This is a genomic window from Methylobacter marinus A45, from assembly GCF_000383855.1.
In the GTDB taxonomy this organism is placed as follows: domain Bacteria; phylum Pseudomonadota; class Gammaproteobacteria; order Methylococcales; family Methylomonadaceae; genus Methylobacter; species Methylobacter marinus.
Window position 1 is genome coordinate 3,764,242 of the sequence record NZ_KB912877.1, and the last position, 18,055, is coordinate 3,782,296.

Below are 18,055 nucleotides of genomic sequence, written 5' to 3' on the forward strand. Positions count from 1 at the left end.
AAAAGTTTTTTCTTTCCATGCTAATCGATATACTAATGTAATGTATTATATGAGCATTACTTACAGTATCCATCATCTTACATTCCATTAAATAAATGACAGCGAAGTCGAAAAAAGAAGTTGATTTTAGTTCAACAACCGATCCATATGCTCAGCGTGAAGCTGAAAAGTATGAGAACCCCATTCCCAGCCGTGAACTGATACTGCAACTTATCGAACAGACAGGTCGGCCTATGCGGCGCAAAGAAATTGCGAAGGCATTTTCGCTGGTGGAGGATGACCAGTTGGAAGCCCTGCGCCGCCGTTTGAGAGCCATGGAAAGGGATGGGCAATTGATCTTTAACCGGGCGCAGCAGTATTGTCTGGTCAATAGCAGGGATTTGATTGCCGGCCGCGTTATCGGCCATGCCGACGGTTTCGGTTTCATCAAGCCGGATGATGGGTCCGATGATCTGTTTCTGTCGCCGCGGGAAATGGACCAGCTGATGCATAACGACAGGGCGGTTGTACGCGTTTCTGGGGTAGACAAAAAAGGCCGCAGGGAAGGCGCCGTCGTTGAAGTGCTTGAAAGGAATACGCACCAAGTGGTAGGGCGACTCTACAAGGAAAGAGGCTTCACCTATGTCGTTCCGGACAATAAGAATATCTCCCAGACAATTCTGATTGAAAAAGGCAATGCCGGAAAAGCAAAAATGGGGCAGATTGTCGTTGCCGAAATCCTTGAGCAACCGACTAAACTGCGTCAGCCTATCGGCAAGGTCATCGAAGTGCTGGGTGACCATATGGCGCCGGGCATGGAGATTGAAATGGCCATTCGATCTTACGAATTGCCGGACACATGGCCTGACAATCTGCTGGAAGAAATCAAATTCCTGAAGGATGAAGTGCCGGAATCGGCAAAACAGAATCGGGTCGATTTGCGGTCAATTCCATTAGTCACTATTGACGGCGAGGATGCCCGCGATTTTGACGATGCGGTTTATTGCCAAAAGACGCCAACCGGCTGGAAATTACTGGTGGCGATTGCCGATGTTTCTCATTATGTGCAAATTCATTCGGCTTTGGATGCGGAAGCTCAGAACCGCAGTACATCGGTGTATTTTCCGGAAAAAGTCATTCCCATGCTGCCGGAGATCCTGTCCAACGGATTATGTTCTCTCAATCCCGATGTAGACCGGTTATGCATGGTCTGCGAGCTCTACATAAACCAGCAAGGCAAAGTCATCAGGTCGCGTTTTTTTGAGGGGGTAATGCGCTCGCATGCCAGATTGACTTATACCAAAGTGGCCAATATGCTTGTCGAGGGCGACAAGGCATTAGCCAAGCAATACCAAGCCTTGATGCCGCACTTGCAGAATTTATACGCGCTATACAAAGTCTTGCGCATAAGCCGCGAACAACGCGGCGCGATGGATTTCGATACGCAGGAAACACGTATCGTTTTCGGTCCGGACCGTAAAATCGAAAAAATAGTGCCTGTCGTGCGCAATGACGCGCACAAGCTGATTGAAGAATTCATGATTACCGCGAACATGGCCGCGGCACGTTTTTTAAATCGTAACAAGATGCCCAAGTTGTTGCGGATACACGATGGTCCGAGCCCTGATAAATTGCTGAGTTTGAGAAGTTTTCTTGGCGAGCTGGGCCTAAGTTTGGGAGGAGGCGCCAAACCGACCCCGCTGGATTATATGCATTTGCTCGATTCGGTTAAAGACCGGCCGGATGCGCATTTAATACAGACCGTTCTATTGCGCTCTATGTCCCAGGCGGTCTACAGTCCTGAACTAAAAGGCCATTTCGGCCTCGCGCTGGAAGCCTACGCCCACTTTACCTCGCCTATCCGGCGTTATCCCGATCTGCTGGTGCATCGCGCCATCAGACATTGTCTGCAGGGCAAAACCGCGCAGAATTTTCACTATGGCATTCCCGATATGGTGACGCTGGGCGAACATTGCTCCGCCAATGAGCGGCGCGCCGATGACGCGACGCGCGATGTGGTCAACTGGTTGAAATGCGAATATATGATGGATAAGGTCGGCGAGGAATTCCCCGGCATTATTTCATCAGTTACCTCATTCGGTTTATTTATTGAATTAACTGAGATTTATGTCGAAGGTCTGGTCCATATCAGCAATCTGGCGCAGGATTATTTTCATTTTGATCCGACCAGCCATCAGTTGCTTGGCGAAAAAACCGGTATCCGCTATCGGTTGGGCGATAGTGTCACGGTCAAGGTGGTCCGCGTCGATCTGGATGAAAAGAAGATTGACTTTGAACTGGTGCATAAGCAGGCGGCGTTGAGCAAACCTAAAAAAAAGCGGCGTAGAAGTAAAAAATGAAGTTAACCAAATTATTCGGTATTCATGCGGTGCAAGCCGCTCTGGATTATTCACCGAAAAAAATCAACAAAGCCTGGGTGGACACGCAACGGCAAGACAAGCGTTTGATGCAGGTGATTGATAATTTGTTGTCATTGGGTATAGAACCGGAAAAAACCGACCGCAAGAAACTCGACCGGTTTGCCGAAGGCAAGAATCATCAAGGTATCGTGATCGCAGTGGAAATGCCGGCCGAGCTGTCGGAAAGCGACTTGAAGCAAGCTGTGGAAACATCCTCAGGCACACCCTTATTGCTGGTGTTGGATAACGTTCAGGATCCGCACAACCTCGGCGCCTGCCTGCGAACGGCCGATGCCACCGGTGTACAGGGCGTGATCATCACCAAGGACAACGCTACCGGCATTACGCCGACGGTTTGCAAAGTCGCCAGCGGCGCGGCCGAAACGGTACCTGTCTATCAGGTGACCAATCTATCCAGAACCTTGCGTTGGCTGAAGGAACAAGGCATATGGATCATGGGAGCTACAGGCGCCGCGACGCAGACCGTTTATCAGACCGATTTGACTATGCCGCTGGCTATGGTAGTCGGTGCCGAAGGCAAGGGCCTAAGGCGACTGACGCAGGAACAATGTGATTTTCTGGTTAAACTGCCCATGCTGGGACAGGTGGAAAGCCTTAATTTGTCGGTCGCTACCGGCGTATTGCTTTATGAGGCTATGCGGCAGCGCTCGATATAAACATGATGGCAACAAAGCAACGATTATGTCTTGAAGGCACCGATTTGAGGTGCGTTCGCGATGACAAAACTCTTTTTGAAAGATTGAATTTCGCCTTATTTTCAGGTCAGGTTCTATTGCTGGAAGGCAAAAACGGCAGCGGTAAGACGTCGCTGCTACGCATCTTATGCGGGTTTCGCGAGCCGGATGCCGGTGAAGTTCGCTGGTGCGGCGAAGCGGTAAACGATAGTCAGTTTTACGCGCAGATGGCTTATGTCGGTCATTTGGACGGCATCAAAAAAGAATTGACCGTGCTGGAAAATTTAAAGATGGCATTGGCCTTGAGCAAGCCCGGGTTGTATTCGATTGAGGCGGCCCTGGACAAAGTGCATCTGGCCGGTTTCGATGATGCGCTGGTGCAGACCCTGTCGGCAGGCCAGAAAAGAAGACTTTCATTGGCCCGGCTGCTGATCACCGACAACCACTTATGGATTCTTGACGAACCTTTTACCTCGCTCGATAAACAAGGGATTGCCCTTATTGAAACTTTAATGGTCGAACATGTTGTCAAAGGCGGCATGATCATTCTGACTTCGCATCATGATCTTGATCTGCATGATGTGGATGTGCAACGTATTAATTTATCCTGATGTCTTTATCTCGTGCATTTTATGCCATTATCCGGCGCGATCTGGTTCTGGCGCTACGGCGTCGCTCGGAAATGGCCAATCCGCTGTTGTTTTTTGTTCTGGTGATTACCCTGTTCCCTTTGGGGATTGGCGCGCAACCGAACTTATTAGAAGCCATTGCCCCGGGCATTATCTGGGTTTCGGCATTATTGGCAGCCATGCTGTCGCTGGATAGTCTGTTCCGCTCGGATTTCGACGACGGCTCCCTGGAGCAGATTTTATTGAGCCCGCACCCGACCTCGGTTTTGGTCCTGGGCAAAATAATCGCGCATTGGCTAGTGACAGGCTTGCCACTGCTGCTTGTAGCGCCGTTGCTGGCCGTTTTTTTGGGCATGCCTGATTCGGCATTAAGCGTCTTATTGCTGACATTGCTGTTGGGAACGCCGGTACTGAGCTTGATCGGCGCGATCGGCGTCGCGTTAACGATAGGTCTGCGTCGGGGCGGCATGCTGTTGTCTTTATTGGTTCTGCCTCTGTATGTGCCGGTGCTGATTTTTGCCGGTAATGCGGTGGAGATGGCCGGTAGCGGGCTGCCCGTGGATGCACAGATCAGTATCTTGATATCGATTTTATTGCTGGCTTTGGTCCTGGCGCCTCTGCCGGTGGCCGCGGCACTAAAAATGAGTATTAACTGATGATATTTCGTAGAATATAGCCGGTCCGTTTATGGATCAGGAGGAATGCGATATGGGCTCAGCTAAATACCGCTCGGTTTTTTCGCCTGCGAGCCGGCAAGAGCGAAAAGAAAACTTTGAGCATTACTGGCAGTTTACCCAGCAGCACAGCGGCGAGTTATTCGAAGAGGAAAAGGATTTAGCCAAAAAGCGGGACATACTCAAGCATTTTCAGGATAATCCTGTCAAATTGCGCCGGCCGCTTGCCGATCCGGATGCTTTTTATCGTAATTATGTCGATATGCGGGATGATCCGAAGTCGCTCGATCGCATGACGTTAATGCTGACGAGCATTTATAAATTTGCCCGCCATGAATGGGTCGGCATTAAAGGCGCATGGGATGCCATGCCGGACATGGCAAATTTACAGACGGTCGAAGACAGGATCAGCCGCGTGCATTTAGCCGAGGAGTTCTGCCATGTGCGCCTGTTTCATGAAATGCTGTGTACTTGCGGTCTTGATCAAGTGGAATGGGTGCCCTTAAGTCCGGTTAAAGAAAAAATTTATGAGCAGTTTCCCAAACTTCCGGCCTTTTTGATGAATGCACCGGCATTTGTTACCGAACTGATGGGCGTGACTTTCTACTGCCATTTGTATCAGCTGTTTGATGATATTCTGGCTGACGAACCGGAAGTGTGTGATCGCTTAAAAGAACTGCTGGATGAAATTACCATTGATGAAGTCGCGCATGTCGGACAAAGAAGAAACTTTATCGGGCCGATAGGCATGGAGGCTTCAAAGTTACTAGTCAAACCCTTTTATACATTGTTCTTTAAGGATATTCCCGAAGTGAGCCAATTGCTTGATGTTGACGAGATGATTCAGGACGGCATTGGCTTTGATTTCAATGAATTGCCTGAATATATGATTGAGCGTAGTTGGATACCGACTTATTGCAAGGCATGAAAACCGGGCTGCAGGGCTGTTAAAGCGGCTCCGTGGTCTTTCACTTTTGTCTCGAACCTTGTTTCGTTTTTTGCTTGTTCATTATGTTTTTAATTCCAGATCCGATCGTTAGATTCTTTCATCGCATGGCTTCTCCGCCGCATTTTTATGCCCTTACCGAGCGCTTGATGCCGTGGCTGGTGGTTATTTTCCTGTTGTTGCTGGCGGCGGGCCTCTATGGCGGATTGTATCTGGCGCCGCCGGATTACCAGCAGGGCGATAGCTACCGCATTATTTATATTCACGTGCCCAGCGCCTGGATGTCACTGTTTATTTATGTCGTTATGGCGGTTGCAGGCGGCATAGGCCTGGTCTGGCGAATCAAGCTGGCGGAGATTGTGGCCGTCAGCAGTGCGCCGGTCGGCGCCGGTTTTACCTTTATCGCGCTGGTGACTGGCTCGCTGTGGGGCAAACCGATGTGGGGAACCTGGTGGGTCTGGGATGCGCGCTTGACCTCCGAACTGATTCTGCTGTTTTTGTATCTTGGCGTTATCGGTCTTTACGGCGCGATAGACGACAAACGCACGGCATCGAAAGCCGTGGCGATTCTGGCGCTGGTCGGCGTGGTCAACATACCCATTATTCATTACTCCGTGGAGTGGTGGAATACCTTGCATCAAGGCCCGACCGTGACCAAAATGGACAAGCCTTCCATTCATGTCAGCATGCTGATACCGCTGCTGCTGATGGCGCTGGCCTTTAAATTTTATTATTTGATTGCAATGCTGCAACGCGCCCGTATCGAACTGCTTTCACGCGAGCGCAATGCGTATTGGGTCAAATCCATGATTTCATTGGGAGCAGAACGGTGAACTGGCAGGAATTTTTCGCGATGGGCGGTTACGCCTTCTATGTCTGGACCTCTTACGCGGTCACTTTCATTGTATTGCTGGCCAATGTCATCATTCCCATTGTGCGGCGCAAACAGTTCTTGCGCCAGCAAGCTTTAAAGCAGAAACGACAAGGTACGCTATGAAACCAGCCAGAAAACAACGTTTGATGCTGATCGTCCTGATGCTGATCGGCGCCGGTTTTGCCGCCGGTTTTGCGTTGAAATCATTCAATGAAAATCTCATGTATTTCTTCTCCACGACCGATGTGGTCGAAGGCAAAGCACCTGAGAATGCCTTGTTCCGCCTGGGCGGCATGGTCGTCAAAGGCAGTGTCGAGCGTCCCGGCGACGGACTGACGGTGCATTTCAAGCTGACCGATTTCAGTAAAGAGGTGCCGGTTGAATATACGGGCATACTGCCGGATCTGTTCCGGGAAGGCCAGGGTATCGTGGCGCACGGCCGGCTCAATGCCCAGGGTATCTTTGTCGCCGAGGAAGTCCTGGCCAAACATGATGAAAACTACATGCCGCCGGAAGTGGCCGGCAGTTTGAAAACCGGCATGAATCAGGCGACAGGACAAGAATAATGATTGCGGAACTCGGGCATTTCTCTTTGATCCTGGCGTTGTGCATGGCCGTCATTTTAGGCACGCTGCCGATTATCGGCGCCTCGCGCGCCGTCGCCGGCTGGATTGCCGTGGCCAGGCCCGCGGCCTACGCGCTGGCTTTATTTATGGCGATTGCATACGGTTGTCTGACTTACGGCTTCCTGACGCATGATTTCTCGATCGCCTATGTCGCCTCCAATTCCAACACGGCATTACCGGTCCTGTATCTGATTTCCGGGGTCTGGGGCGCGCATGAGGGCTCGTTATTGCTGTGGGCGCTGGTGTTGTCGTGCTGGACCGGTCTGGTTGCGCTGTTCAGCCGCACGATTCCCGATACGACCGTGGCCAGAGTGCTGGGCGTCATGGGACTGGTCGCCATCGGCTTCATTCTGTTTTTGCTGCTGACCTCCAACCCGTTCGAGCGCCTGTTTCCCGCGCCCGCGGAAGGGCGCGACCTGAATCCGCTGTTACAGGACCCGGGGCTGGCGATACACCCGCCCATGCTGTATATGGGCTATGTCGGTTTTTCGGTCGCCTTCGCATTCGCCATCGCGGCTCTGCTGGAAGGCCGCCTGGATGCGGCCTGGGCGCGCTGGTCCAGGCCCTGGACCAATATCGCCTGGATGTTCCTGACGCTGGGCATTGCCCTGGGCAGTTGGTGGGCTTATTACGAGCTGGGCTGGGGCGGCTGGTGGTTCTGGGATCCGGTGGAAAATGCCTCGTTCATGCCCTGGCTGGTCGGGACCGCGCTGATTCATTCCCTGGCGGCGACCGAAAAACGCGGCGTCTTCAAGACCTGGACGGTATTGCTGGCGATTTTCGCGTTTTCCTTGAGCTTGCTGGGGACGTTCCTGGTGCGGTCCGGCGTGTTGACGTCCGTGCATGCGTTTGCCAGCGATCCGGCCAGAGGCCTGTTCATCCTGATATTCCTGGCTATCGTCGTGGGCGGCTCGCTGTTGCTGTATGCAGTCAGGGCGCCTTCCGTCAAGAGCAGCGCGACTTTTGAACTGGTGTCCAAAGAGTCGGTGATTTTATTGAACAACGTCCTGCTCGTGGTGACGGCGGCCAGTATCCTGCTCGGCACTTTGTATCCCTTGATTATCGACGCCCTGGGGCTGGGCAAGATTTCGGTCGGCCCGCCTTATTTCAATGCCGTGTTTATTCCCCTGATGGCGCCGCTGTCGATTGCCGTAGGGCTGGGCGTATTGTTGCGCTGGAAAAGGGACGATATCGGCGCGATTGCCTTGCGCGTGCGCTGGGCGGTCATGGCTTGCATTGCCGGCGGACTAGTGGTTCCTCTCGCCATGCCGTTTTATTCCTGGGCGGCGGTGCTGGGTACCACGCTGGCGTTGTGGACCGCGGCGATCACGGTCCTGGCCTTTATGGAGCGGGCCGGTGCCCGGGGCTATTCATGGCAGCGGCTACGGAGCGTGCCGGCCGGCTTTTACGGCATGACCGTCGCGCATCTGGGCATCGCGGTTTTTGTGATCGGCATTACCTTCACCACCGTTTACAGCGTCGAGAGAGACGTGCGCATGACGCCCGGCGAGACGCTGGACATGTCGGGCTATTTGTTTGAGTTTCATGGCGTGCGCCAATCCGAAGGGCCGAACTACCGCGCCGAGCAGGGGCTCGTTACGGTCAGCCATAACGGAGCGCAGGTCGCCCGACTGGAGCCGCAGAAACGCGTTTACCGCGTGCAGACCATGCCGATGACCGAGGCGGCGATCGATGCCGGCCTGTTCCGAGACCTGTTTGTGGCGATCGGCGAGCCGCTGGGTGATAAGGGCGCCTGGAGCCTTCGCATTTACTATAAATCGTTCATTCGCTGGATCTGGCTGGGCGCCGTGTTCATGGCGGCAGGCGGCTTGTGGGCGGCCTTCGACAGGCGCTACCGGTACAAGATCAAAGAGGCAGGGTAAAAAGCCTTGCACGCCATAACCTTTATGGATGAGACATGCTTAAATACATTATCCCGTTAGTCATTTTTATCGTCATGGCCGTGTTTCTGGCCGTGGGTCTGAACCTGAATCCGCGCGATATTCCTTCGCCATTGATCGATAAGCCGGCGCCGGCGTTTTCGGCGCCCAAACTCGGCGCGCCGTCGGAAACATTAAGCCAGACCGATCTGAAAGGTAAAGTCTGGCTGTTCAATGTCTGGGCGTCCTGGTGCGTGTCATGCAGGGCCGAGCATCCGGTTCTGAATCAGCTGGCAAAGCAGAAAGCGGCCGTCATCGTCGGCCTGAATTACAAGGATGAATCGGATGCGGCGAATAACTGGCTGGCTCAACTGGGCAACCCTTACGACGTGAGCATCATGGACCAGGATGGCCGTATCGGCATCGATTGGGGCGTTTATGGCGTGCCGGAAACCTTTGTCATCGACAAAAAAGGCGTGATCCGCTACAAGCACACGGGACCTGTGACTTCCCAGGACGTCCAGACCATTTTTCTTCCCTTGATCGCTAAATTACAGGCCGAGAAAACATGAGAATTTTAATGCTGGTCTTGTTGCTGACCTTGTCCGGTTTTGCCGGCGCCCGTGTTGAATATAAGGAATTTGCCAATGCCGAGCAGCAGCAGGCCTATGACGATTTGATATCGGAGTTGCGCTGCCTGGTCTGTCAAAACCAGACCATTGCCGATTCCAATGCCGATCTGGCCAAGGATCTGCGTCGGCAGGTCTATGAAATGCTGCAGCAAGGCAAAAGCAAACAGGATATCGCCGATTTCATGACCCAGCGTTATGGCGATTTCGTTCTGTATAATCCGCCTTTCAAGGCCAAGACCGGCCTGTTGTGGATAGGGCCGTTCATGTTCCTGGCTATCGGCCTGATAGCCGTATTCGTATTCGTCCGGCGCAATAAAACCCGGGCGGCGGCCCCGATCAGTGCCGAGAGGCAGCAAAAAATACAAAGCTTGCTGGAAAAAGGTGATAACTCTTGACTACGATATTTTGGACGCTGGTCAGCCTGCTGGTGCTGACGGCTTTTTTGATTATCCTGCCGCCGTTATGGCGCAAACGCGAAGCGGCGGCGGCCGATCTGGATCAGCGCAATATCGTCATCGCGAGGCAGCGACTGGACGAACTGCAAGAGCAACTGCAATCAGGGGCATTGACCCGGACGCAGTATGAGGAACAGCGCGCCGAGCTTGAAGCCGCATTAAGCGATGATCTCGAGATCCAGAGCCATGTGAAAGCCTCCGGCGCCCAGGGCCGGTGGATGGTTTTCGTGCTGGTTCCGCTGCTGCCGCTGGCGGCGCTGACCCTGTATGCGGGGCTGGGCAATTATCCGTCTTTAAGCCAGTCCGCCGCGACGTCGGCCATGCCCGGGCCGGAGGAAATCGACCGCATGGTGGCGGGCCTGGCGGAGCGCATGAAGAGCAATCCCGACGACGCGCAGGGTTGGCTGATGCTGGGCCGGTCGTATAAATACCTGCAGCGCTACCCCGAGGCGGCCGAGGCCTTTGCACAGGCCCACCGCTTGCTGGGCGATCAGCCGGACGTGCTGCTGTCCTATGCCGATGCACTGGCCATGGCCAGTGACGGGCGGCTTTCAGGAAAACCGGCCGAACTGGTGTTCAAGGCGCTGGAACTGGAGCCGGAAAACATGACCGGCCTGTGGCTGGGCGGCATGGCCAAGGCGGAAGCGGGCGATGTGGCGTCGGCGCTGCAGATGTGGCGCAAGCTGGAGGCCTTGTTGCCGCCGGGCTCTGAGGCGCAGAAGGAAATCCAGACCTTAATGGCCAATGTCGAGAGCCGGATGCCCGGGGCCGATAGGCAGGCCGAAGCGGTGGCGCCAGGCATCGATGTGGAGGTGAGCCTGTCGCCCGAACTTCAGGCGGCAACCCGCCCCGAGCATACCGTTTTCATTTATGCCCAGGCGCTGTCCGGCCCGCAAATGCCGTTGGCGATCGTTCGCAAGCAGGTCTCGGATCTGCCGTTGACCGTGAATCTGAACGACAGCATGGCCATGATGCCGGCGATGAAATTATCGCGCTTCGAGCAGGTTAAACTGATCGCGCGGATTTCAAAATCCGGCAAAGCGACGCAAGAGCCCGGCGATCTGATCGGAGTGATCGAGCCCGTGGCCCTGGCCGACCGCAGCGTCAATAAAATCAGGATTGATAGCGAAGTAAAATGATGGATCAATCTATAAAATTCGATCTGGCCCTGATTAATCGTTATGACAAGGCCGGTCCGCGTTATACCTCTTACCCGACCGCTCTGGAACTGCATGAAGGCTTCGGCGACGAGGCCTACCGCGAACATATTGCCAAGTCCAATGCGGCGGGCGGACCTTTATCGTTGTATTTCCATATTCCGTTTTGCGATACGGTCTGTTTTTACTGTGCCTGCAACAAAATCGTCACGAAAAACCGCAACCATGCGCAGCCGTACCTGGACAACCTGTATAAGGAAATCGCCATGCAGGGCGATTTGTTCGACCGCAACCGGGTCGTCAACCAGCTGCACTGGGGCGGCGGCACGCCGACTTTCCTGAGTTTCGAGCAAATGCAAAAGCTGATGCAGGTGACGCGCGCGCATTTCTCGCTAAGGGACGACGATCAGGGCGAATACTCGATCGAAATCGATCCGCGCGAGACTGACGATCGCACCATTCATCAGTTGCGCGAACTGGGATTCAACCGCATCAGCCTGGGGGTTCAGGATTTTGATCCGGCCGTGCAAAAGGCCGTCAATCGCCTGCAAAGCGAGGAGCAGACCTTCGCGGTTCTGGCCGCGGCCCGGGCCGCGGGGTTCCGCTCGACCAATATCGACCTGATTTACGGCCTGCCATTGCAGACGGTCGCCACATTTTCCAGAACGCTGGACAAGATACTGGCCGCCGTGCCGGACCGGTTTTCGATCTTCAATTACGCTCACATGCCGGCGCGCTTTAAAACACAGCGCCAGATCAACGATGCCGACCTGCCGACAGCCGACGTCAAGCTCGACATTCTGCAAATGGTCGGGCAGCGGCTGACGGAAGCGGGTTATGTCTATATCGGCATGGACCATTTCGCCAAGCCCGATGATGAACTCGCCATCGCGCAGCGCGAAGGCAAGCTGTACCGGAATTTCCAGGGCTATTCGACGCATTCCGACTGTGACCTGGTGGGGCTAGGCATTACCTCCATCGGCCGGGTAGGGGATGCCTATGTCCAGAATGCCAAAGAACTGGCCGAATACGATAAGCTGATCGGCCAGGGCCGGCTGCCGGTTTTTAAAGGGGTTGAGCTCAACGATGACGACAAGCTGCGCCGCGCCGTCATCACGCAGCTGATCTGCCATTTCGACCTGACGTTTGCAGCGATCGAGCAGGCATTCGACGTCGGTTTTCATGATTACTTCGCCGATGAACTGAAAGCCCTGGCGCCGATGCAGGACGACGGCCTGCTGACCGTCTCGGAACAGGCCATCCATGTATTGCCGGCGGGCCGGTTATTGATCCGCAATATCTGCATGGTATTCGACCGCTACCTCGCGCAAAAACAGCAGCAGTTTTCGAAAGTGATTTAACTGATTTTATGCAAATTACAAAACGTCAGTTTGTAGGGTATGCATCGCATACCATCTGATGTTACGCATGGGCCGTTTTTTATCCTGCTTGCCGCGCTGGCGATAGGTTGTTAAACCGATCTTTATTCAACTGACAGTGACCTCATCGCCTGAATGGTCATGCACGCGTAGGTGCGAATTCATTCGCACTATTCACACTGGAGGCACTTTGTCAAACCTGTCTCAATTCAACCAATGCGTAACATCAGATACCATTATCCTGTTTCCGAAGCCGTCAATCTGTAGTCTGATCTTGCTCAGGCAAGGGCGGCTTGATGGATACATCGCCAACCAGCAGGGATTCCTCCTCTTTCTGCTGTTCCAGCCATTCCTGCCAGACGGCCTGCAATACGGCCAGTATGACCGGCCCCAGAAAAATGCCCACCACGCCGAAAGCCGTCAGTCCTCCCAGAACGCCAAACAAGACGATCAGGAAAGGCACTTGACTGGCGCCGCTGATCGCCAACGGCCGGATCACATTGTCCACCGTGCTGACGACCAGAACCCCCCAGATTATCAGCCCTATGCCGGCCAATAACTCATCCATGAAAATGAGCGCGATGGCGATGGGCAGCCACACCAGTGACGCGCCCAGGGGCATCAGGGAGAACAGGGCGGCAAGCACGCCAAACAATACCGGCGCCTGTACGCCGGCCACCGCAAAAGCAAGGCCGGACAGAAGACCTTGGCCGAGTGCGGCGAGCACCATGCCGAATACGACCGCTTTCGTGGTATGTCCAGCCGCCTGTAGATAGATATGCTGGTGTTTGCCCAGAAAACGGATCAGTCCTTGATGCAACTGCCGGACCGCTTCCTCGCCATCGCGGAAACAGAAAAACAAGGTGACCAGAACAATGGCCAGTTTCATGAGGTTGTTGCCGAGATTGCCCAGAAACGCGGTAACGTCTCCCAGCCAGTGTTGCGCCGTGCTGGCGAATTGTTCGGTAATGCTGGCCCTGTCGGTGTTGAAGCGCGTGATGCCGTCCTGCAGATAATCGCCCAGTCCCGGTATGTGCTCGATGAAACCCGGTAGCCGAAGGGTATCTTCAGCGAGATGAATGCTCAAGGTTTGATAGGCCGCTTTTAATTCTTCCTGCAGCAACGCGAGCAGCCAAAAAATCACCAGAAAGAGGAACGTGGCAATAATCAGCGTCATGAGCAGCGCGCTAAATGATTTTTTGCCTTTAAGCCGGCGGCGCAGCCATCGATAGGCCGGCCAGGTGACATAGGCGATGATGAAGGCCCAGATCAGCGACAGCAGGAATTCGCGCAGCACCATATAACTTAATAACAGGAGACTGACCAAAAGAATGCCGGGAATGATGTCCCGGTAAAAGGGCTTGCTTAAAAAATCATTCATAAACCTGAAAAAGTCATCTGCTCAAATGGATAGCCGGGTATCCTATTTTGTCATGCCTGTTTTACCGTGAACCGCCGGTTTTATACAAATTAATCACGCTGCCTGCCAGGACCATCCGGACCTGCCGCGGCGTCATCGTGTGCCGGGTGAAAAAAGTTGCGTTCCGGGTTTTGTTGACGACCGTGACGGTATTGCCCTGCTGAATCTCTTCCTTGGCATTGGGCAGTTCAAGGCTATCGTTCAGATCGATTATGTCGTAATCGGCCTCGTCGGCGAAGACCAGCGGCAGGATGCCGAAATTGCACAGATTCTGCCAGTGAATGCGGGCAAAGCTTTTGGCGATGACGGCCCTGACGCCGAGATGGCGCGGCGCCAATGCCGCATGCTCGCGGCTTGAACCCTGGCCGTAGTTGATGCCGCCGACGATCAACGAGCCGGTCAGCTGATACGGCATGGCCCGGTCGTAGTACGACTCGTCGAGCTGGGAAAAGGTAAATTTGCTGATCTCGGGAATATTGCTGCGATACGGCAGCACCTTGGCGCCGGCCGGCATGATCTCATCGGTCGAGACATTGTCGCCCACTTTCATCAGCACCGGCCCTGCCAGGCTTTGCGGCAGAGGCTCAAATGCCGGCAGCGAGGCGATGTTCGGTCCCTTCACCAGTTCCACGGTCGAGCCGTCCTCGGGCGGCGGCGTCAGCGCCTCGGTATTGAGGATATAGGTCTTCGGCTCCTCAAATTTCGGATAGGGCATGGACAAGTTACGCGGATCGGTGATAACGCCGGTAATGGCGGAGGCGGCGGCCGTCTCGGGGCTGCAAAGATAGACCAGATCTTCCTTCGTGCCCGAACGTCCGGGGAAGTTGCGCGGCACGGTTCTGAGGCTGATCCGGTGAGTGGCCGGCGCCTGGCCCATGCCGATGCAGCCGTCGCAGCCGGCCTGATGGATGCGCGCGCCCTGATGAATCAAGGTGCCGAGATAGCCCAGCCGGGTCATGTTTTCAAGGATCTGCCGCGAGGTCGGATTGACATCGAGCGATACGTCTTCATGCACCGGGTGATCCTTCAGGATCATCGCCACGATCGCGAAATCCCGAAGCCCCGGATTTGCCGATGAACCGATCATGCACTGATAGACTTTTCGCCCCGCGACTTCGCTGACCGGCACGACGTTGCCGGGGCTGCTGGGGCAGGCGATCAGGGGCACGAGCTCCGAGAGGTTGACCTCGATATGCTCATCGTAGGCCGCGCCCGGATCGGCCAGCAGTTCGATCCAGTCGCCGGCGCGCGCCTGCGAGTCCAGAAAGCTTTTCACGGCCTGGTCCGATGGGAACACGCTGGTCGTCGCGCCGAGTTCGGCGCCCATGTTGGCGATCACGTGCCTGTCCATCGCGCTGAGCTGGTCCAGGCCCGGTCCGTAATATTCCATGATCTTGCCGATGCCGCCCGGCACGTCGAGACGGCGCAGCAGTTCCAGGATGATATCCTTGGCGCTGACCCAGTCCGGCAGTTGGCCGGTCAGCTTGACGCCGACGACTTTCGGCATCTTCACATGAAACGGCTGGCCGGCTATCGTCAAGGCGACCTCGAGGCCGCCGGCGCCGATCGCCAGCATGCCCATGGAGCCGGCGGCGCAGGTATGGCTGTCGGAACCGAGCAACGTCTTGCCCGGCTTGCCGAAGCGCTCCATATGCACCGGATGGCTGACGCCGTTGCCGGGACGGCTGAACCAGAGGCCGAATCTACGGCAGGCGCTCTGCAGAAACAGGTGATCGTCGGCATTCTTGAAGTCGGTCTCCAGCAGATTGTGGTCGACATACTGGACCGAGACTTCGGTTTGGGCACGGTCCAGTTCCATGGCCTCAAGCTCCAGCATCACCATCGTGCCGGTCGCATCCTGGGTCAGGGTCTGGTCTATTTTCAGGGCAATTTCTTGCCCCGGCGTCATGTCGCCTTCGAGCAGATGGCTTTCAATCAATTTTTGCGTCACATTTTTAGGCATGGGTTTTCTCCTGCGGATGGAGTAGTAGGAACGCCAGCGCCGGTTGCCGCGCCTGCGGTTTTTCCAGTGTATCCGTCTCTGGTTAAGCGAATTCCATGCAATCCGATGTCGTCGATTCAATGCCTTCATGGGACATTACAGGATTTGCTCCGACAAGGCGATAATCAACGCGTAACGCAAGCTTTTGCCCAATCCGACCAGAATCAGGAATACCCAAAGGCGCACCCGCATGATGCCGGCGATAAACGTCAAGGCATCGCCGCCGGCCGGCAGCCAGGACAACAATAAGGACCAGACGCCGAAACGCTGGTACCAGTGCTGGTAGCGGTGCAATTGCGAAATCTTGAACGGAAACCAGCGTTTGTATTCGAAATGCAGCAGATAACGGCCTAAAAGCCAGTTTACGACCGCGCCCAGCGTGTTGCCAGACGAGGCAAACAGCCACAGCAGCCAGGGATCGTGGCCGGTAGCCAGCAGGCCGACCAGCGCCACTTCCGAATAAAACGGAATCAGCGTGGCGGCCAAAAAACTCACTCCAAATAAACTGAAATAGGCGGTCATACTTTTATAGTTGTTGTCGGGCAGTGGTAACCAGCGCGCGAAACAGATTACGCTGGCGCGAGAGGTAGATCAGGTATTCGGGATGCCATTGAACCCCCAATAAAAATGGTTTCGACGGGTCTTCCACGGCTTGCACGATATTATCCAAATCACGGCCGGCGACTCTCAGACCGCTGCCCAACTCGTTAATGGCCTGCGTATGAAGACTATTAATCCGACAGCGCGTTGTTCCCAGCAGTTCCTGCATCCGGCTGTCCGGTTCCACCAGCAGGGTTTTCAGCGGCAGTACCGTGAAACGATTGCGCGTATGGCGGCGCAGTTCGCGCAGGTTCTGATGCAGATTGCCGCCCAGGTAGGTGTTGAGCAACTGCTCTCCGCGGCAGATGGCCAACATGGGAATATGCTGCCGCAGGGATTTTTCGATATACATCAATTCGAACAGATCCCGCTCCTTGTCATAACGGGTATTGGGCAGTTCCTCCGATTCGTAAAGCGTGGGATAAATATCATCGCCGCCGCCGATCACAATGCCGTCCAGCACCTCATGCAGATGCGAACGACGGGGAGTGAGCCTCAGGGGCTTGCCGCCGGCGGCGAGAATGGCATAACGCGTGAAGTGCCAGGCGCGATCCCCGCCCTTGCTGGGCCCTGTTACGCCAATTACAGGGTGTATGAACGATGCAGCCATATCTCGACAGTATCTTTCCAGTCCTTGAACAGATCGGCCAAGGGCCTGTCCAAAAAACGCGAATAAGTTTGGCACAGGCTATTCAGATGGCCGGCATCGCAGGCCAGGTTTTCGACCACCAGCCAGTTACGCCAATCTCCGTCTATGCTCCAGTCCGGCTGGTCGATCCGGCAGTTGGGCAGCCGGTAGTGCAGTGTGGGGCGGGGATGAATGCGATCGTCTTCAATGACCGACAGCGCCCGCGCTTTGTCCAGATAAGCGAACAGCGGCAGCATATCAAGCGCCCGGTTGCGGGTAGGGTTGGCCAACAGGTAATCGTCGATCAAGTCGTTCTGGTCGGGGTGGTAACCCAGGTCGATGACCTGTCGGATATAGTCGGTGGGAAAAGGGGCGATGTAACCGGTCATGGATCGGGTCAGATCGATCTCGCTGCGGTAAACCAGCCAGTCATACAGGCAAAGGAAAGCCTTGAGGTAAGCAACGATGGTTTCCGGTTCCAGGCTGGGCAGTTCCGGGTTGAAATGCAGGCCGAAAGCATTCAGCGTGCCGCTGTCCGTGCCTTGGGCGCCCGAGGCTCGCAGAATCGGGATCAAAAGCGCCAACTCGCCTAGACGGTCCATCGGAATCGGCGGTGAAATGACTTCAAAAGGCACGATCTGTTCGGCCGCCAGGCGCACGATCTGTTCGGACCATTCGTCGAGCAGGGCGAAAGGATCCTCGGGATCTATCTTGTAGCGGCCTTTTTTCTTCAGGTATTGAAAATCCAGCTCGACTTTGAAATCGCCCAGACAGGTGTCGGCGATGGTGTTCTCATAAGCGCTATTGACCTGTATGGTGCCGCCGAACTGTTGGTGGATCAGCCGGGCGATGTGTTCCAGGGATAAGCCCGCGAATTCCAGCTCTACGCCCACTCGCCTCATTGCTCCCGATGCCGTGGCACAGTTAGGGGGAAGAGGAAGTATGGGGGCCTGATGCATAAAAGCCTGTCGTTTATGGCGGTGCGGCGGAGCCGGAACCGGTATGGCGCCTGGTCAGGATGCACTAATCGTTATCGAGAATACAAACCGATAAATCCGA

At 54.9% G+C, this 18,055-nt stretch carries 18 protein-coding genes; 13 read left to right on the forward strand and 5 right to left on the reverse strand.

The features are described 5' to 3' along the window. The first annotated feature begins 95 nt into the window (after positions 1-95). The 13 genes from rnr to hemN all read left to right on the forward strand — a co-directional run bounded on the left by rnr (position 96) and on the right by hemN (position 12,328). Entirely contained in the window at positions 96-2,339 is a 2,244-nt protein-coding gene (gene rnr / locus METMA_RS0117670) for a ribonuclease R (protein WP_027147431.1), read from the forward strand. Further along, the gene (gene rlmB / locus METMA_RS0117675) at positions 2,336-3,076 is read left to right on the forward strand and encodes a 23S rRNA (guanosine(2251)-2'-O)-methyltransferase RlmB (protein ID WP_020160440.1); all 741 of its coding nucleotides are present in this window, start codon (positions 2,336-2,338) and stop codon (positions 3,074-3,076) included. The genes rnr and rlmB overlap by 4 nt, the downstream gene beginning before the upstream one ends. Before the next feature lie 5 nt (positions 3,077-3,081). Next, positions 3,082-3,705 (forward strand): cytochrome c biogenesis heme-transporting ATPase CcmA, encoded by a 624-nt coding sequence (gene ccmA / locus METMA_RS0117680; protein ID WP_027147432.1) that lies wholly within the window; start codon positions 3,082-3,084, stop codon positions 3,703-3,705. Beyond that, the gene (gene ccmB, locus METMA_RS0117685; protein WP_020160442.1) at positions 3,705-4,379 is read left to right on the forward strand and encodes a heme exporter protein CcmB; all 675 of its coding nucleotides are present in this window, start codon (positions 3,705-3,707) and stop codon (positions 4,377-4,379) included. The genes ccmA and ccmB overlap by 1 nt, the downstream gene beginning before the upstream one ends. Positions 4,380-4,431: 52 nt before the next feature. Continuing rightward, positions 4,432-5,325 (forward strand): hypothetical protein, encoded by an 894-nt coding sequence (locus METMA_RS0117690; protein WP_027147433.1) that lies wholly within the window; start codon positions 4,432-4,434, stop codon positions 5,323-5,325. A gap of 83 nt (positions 5,326-5,408) precedes the next feature. Continuing rightward, a complete protein-coding gene (locus METMA_RS0117695) occupies positions 5,409-6,176 on the forward strand; it encodes a heme ABC transporter permease (RefSeq protein WP_027147434.1) in 768 nt (255 codons plus the stop codon). After that, complete coding sequence (gene ccmD / locus METMA_RS0117700) at positions 6,173-6,340, forward strand: heme exporter protein CcmD (protein WP_020160445.1); 168 nt, start codon at positions 6,173-6,175, stop codon at positions 6,338-6,340. The genes METMA_RS0117695 and ccmD overlap by 4 nt, the downstream gene beginning before the upstream one ends. Next, positions 6,337-6,783 (forward strand): cytochrome c maturation protein CcmE, encoded by a 447-nt coding sequence (gene ccmE / locus METMA_RS0117705; RefSeq protein WP_020160446.1) that lies wholly within the window; start codon positions 6,337-6,339, stop codon positions 6,781-6,783. Before ccmD ends, ccmE begins: the two co-directional genes overlap by 4 nt. After that, entirely contained in the window at positions 6,783-8,726 is a 1,944-nt protein-coding gene (locus METMA_RS0117710; protein WP_020160447.1) for a heme lyase CcmF/NrfE family subunit, read from the forward strand. Before ccmE ends, METMA_RS0117710 begins: the two co-directional genes overlap by 1 nt. Positions 8,727-8,761: 35 nt before the next feature. Continuing rightward, complete coding sequence (locus METMA_RS0117715) at positions 8,762-9,295, forward strand: DsbE family thiol:disulfide interchange protein (RefSeq protein WP_020160448.1); 534 nt, start codon at positions 8,762-8,764, stop codon at positions 9,293-9,295. Continuing rightward, a complete protein-coding gene (locus tag METMA_RS0117720; RefSeq protein WP_020160449.1) occupies positions 9,292-9,750 on the forward strand; it encodes a cytochrome c-type biogenesis protein in 459 nt (152 codons plus the stop codon). Before METMA_RS0117715 ends, METMA_RS0117720 begins: the two co-directional genes overlap by 4 nt. After that, entirely contained in the window at positions 9,747-10,949 is a 1,203-nt protein-coding gene (ccmI, locus tag METMA_RS0117725; RefSeq protein WP_020160450.1) for a c-type cytochrome biogenesis protein CcmI, read from the forward strand. The genes METMA_RS0117720 and ccmI overlap by 4 nt, the downstream gene beginning before the upstream one ends. Next, positions 10,949-12,328: an oxygen-independent coproporphyrinogen III oxidase gene (gene hemN, locus METMA_RS0117730; RefSeq protein WP_027147435.1), complete on the forward strand. Its 1,380-nt coding sequence runs from the start codon at positions 10,949-10,951 to the stop codon at positions 12,326-12,328. The genes ccmI and hemN overlap by 1 nt, the downstream gene beginning before the upstream one ends. 274 nt (positions 12,329-12,602) lie before the next feature. On the opposite strand, the gene METMA_RS0117735 is transcribed toward hemN, so the two are convergent. From METMA_RS0117735 to METMA_RS0117755, 5 genes are all read right to left on the reverse strand, one after another. Further along, the gene (locus tag METMA_RS0117735) at positions 12,603-13,727 is read right to left on the reverse strand and encodes an AI-2E family transporter (protein WP_020160452.1); all 1,125 of its coding nucleotides are present in this window, start codon (positions 13,725-13,727) and stop codon (positions 12,603-12,605) included. Between the two features lie 61 nt (positions 13,728-13,788). Then, the gene (locus METMA_RS0117740) at positions 13,789-15,729 is read right to left on the reverse strand and encodes an aconitate hydratase (protein ID WP_020160453.1); all 1,941 of its coding nucleotides are present in this window, start codon (positions 15,727-15,729) and stop codon (positions 13,789-13,791) included. A gap of 135 nt (positions 15,730-15,864) precedes the next feature. Further along, positions 15,865-16,263 (reverse strand): YqaA family protein, encoded by a 399-nt coding sequence (locus tag METMA_RS0117745; RefSeq protein WP_232216380.1) that lies wholly within the window; start codon positions 16,261-16,263, stop codon positions 15,865-15,867. Between the two features lie 31 nt (positions 16,264-16,294). Continuing rightward, positions 16,295-16,978: a gamma-glutamyl-gamma-aminobutyrate hydrolase family protein gene (locus tag METMA_RS0117750; protein ID WP_020160455.1), complete on the reverse strand. Its 684-nt coding sequence runs from the start codon at positions 16,976-16,978 to the stop codon at positions 16,295-16,297. After that, positions 16,951-17,889: an amidoligase family protein gene (locus METMA_RS0117755; RefSeq protein ID WP_020160456.1), complete on the reverse strand. Its 939-nt coding sequence runs from the start codon at positions 17,887-17,889 to the stop codon at positions 16,951-16,953. The genes METMA_RS0117750 and METMA_RS0117755 overlap by 28 nt, the downstream gene beginning before the upstream one ends. Positions 17,890-18,055 lie beyond the last annotated feature (166 nt).

Coding starts and splice junctions, on each gene's coding strand:
- ccmA (WP_027147432.1), top strand. CDS start 3,082: ATGGCAACAAAGCAACGATTATGTCTTGAAGGCACCGATTTGAGGTGC.
- METMA_RS0117740 (WP_020160453.1), bottom strand. CDS start 15,729: ATGCCTAAAAATGTGACGCAAAAATTGATTGAAAGCCATCTGCTCGAA.
- METMA_RS0117695 (WP_027147434.1), top strand. CDS start 5,409: ATGTTTTTAATTCCAGATCCGATCGTTAGATTCTTTCATCGCATGGCT.
- METMA_RS0117735 (WP_020160452.1), bottom strand. CDS start 13,727: ATGAATGATTTTTTAAGCAAGCCCTTTTACCGGGACATCATTCCCGGC.
- ccmB (WP_020160442.1), top strand. CDS start 3,705: ATGTCTTTATCTCGTGCATTTTATGCCATTATCCGGCGCGATCTGGTT.
- METMA_RS0117690 (WP_027147433.1), top strand. CDS start 4,432: ATGGGCTCAGCTAAATACCGCTCGGTTTTTTCGCCTGCGAGCCGGCAA.
- METMA_RS0117750 (WP_020160455.1), bottom strand. CDS start 16,978: ATGGCTGCATCGTTCATACACCCTGTAATTGGCGTAACAGGGCCCAGC.
- METMA_RS0117710 (WP_020160447.1), top strand. CDS start 6,783: ATGATTGCGGAACTCGGGCATTTCTCTTTGATCCTGGCGTTGTGCATG.
- hemN (WP_027147435.1), top strand. CDS start 10,949: ATGGATCAATCTATAAAATTCGATCTGGCCCTGATTAATCGTTATGAC.
- METMA_RS0117715 (WP_020160448.1), top strand. CDS start 8,762: ATGCTTAAATACATTATCCCGTTAGTCATTTTTATCGTCATGGCCGTG.
- ccmE (WP_020160446.1), top strand. CDS start 6,337: ATGAAACCAGCCAGAAAACAACGTTTGATGCTGATCGTCCTGATGCTG.
- METMA_RS0117720 (WP_020160449.1), top strand. CDS start 9,292: ATGAGAATTTTAATGCTGGTCTTGTTGCTGACCTTGTCCGGTTTTGCC.
- rnr (WP_027147431.1), top strand. CDS start 96: ATGACAGCGAAGTCGAAAAAAGAAGTTGATTTTAGTTCAACAACCGAT.
- rlmB (WP_020160440.1), top strand. CDS start 2,336: ATGAAGTTAACCAAATTATTCGGTATTCATGCGGTGCAAGCCGCTCTG.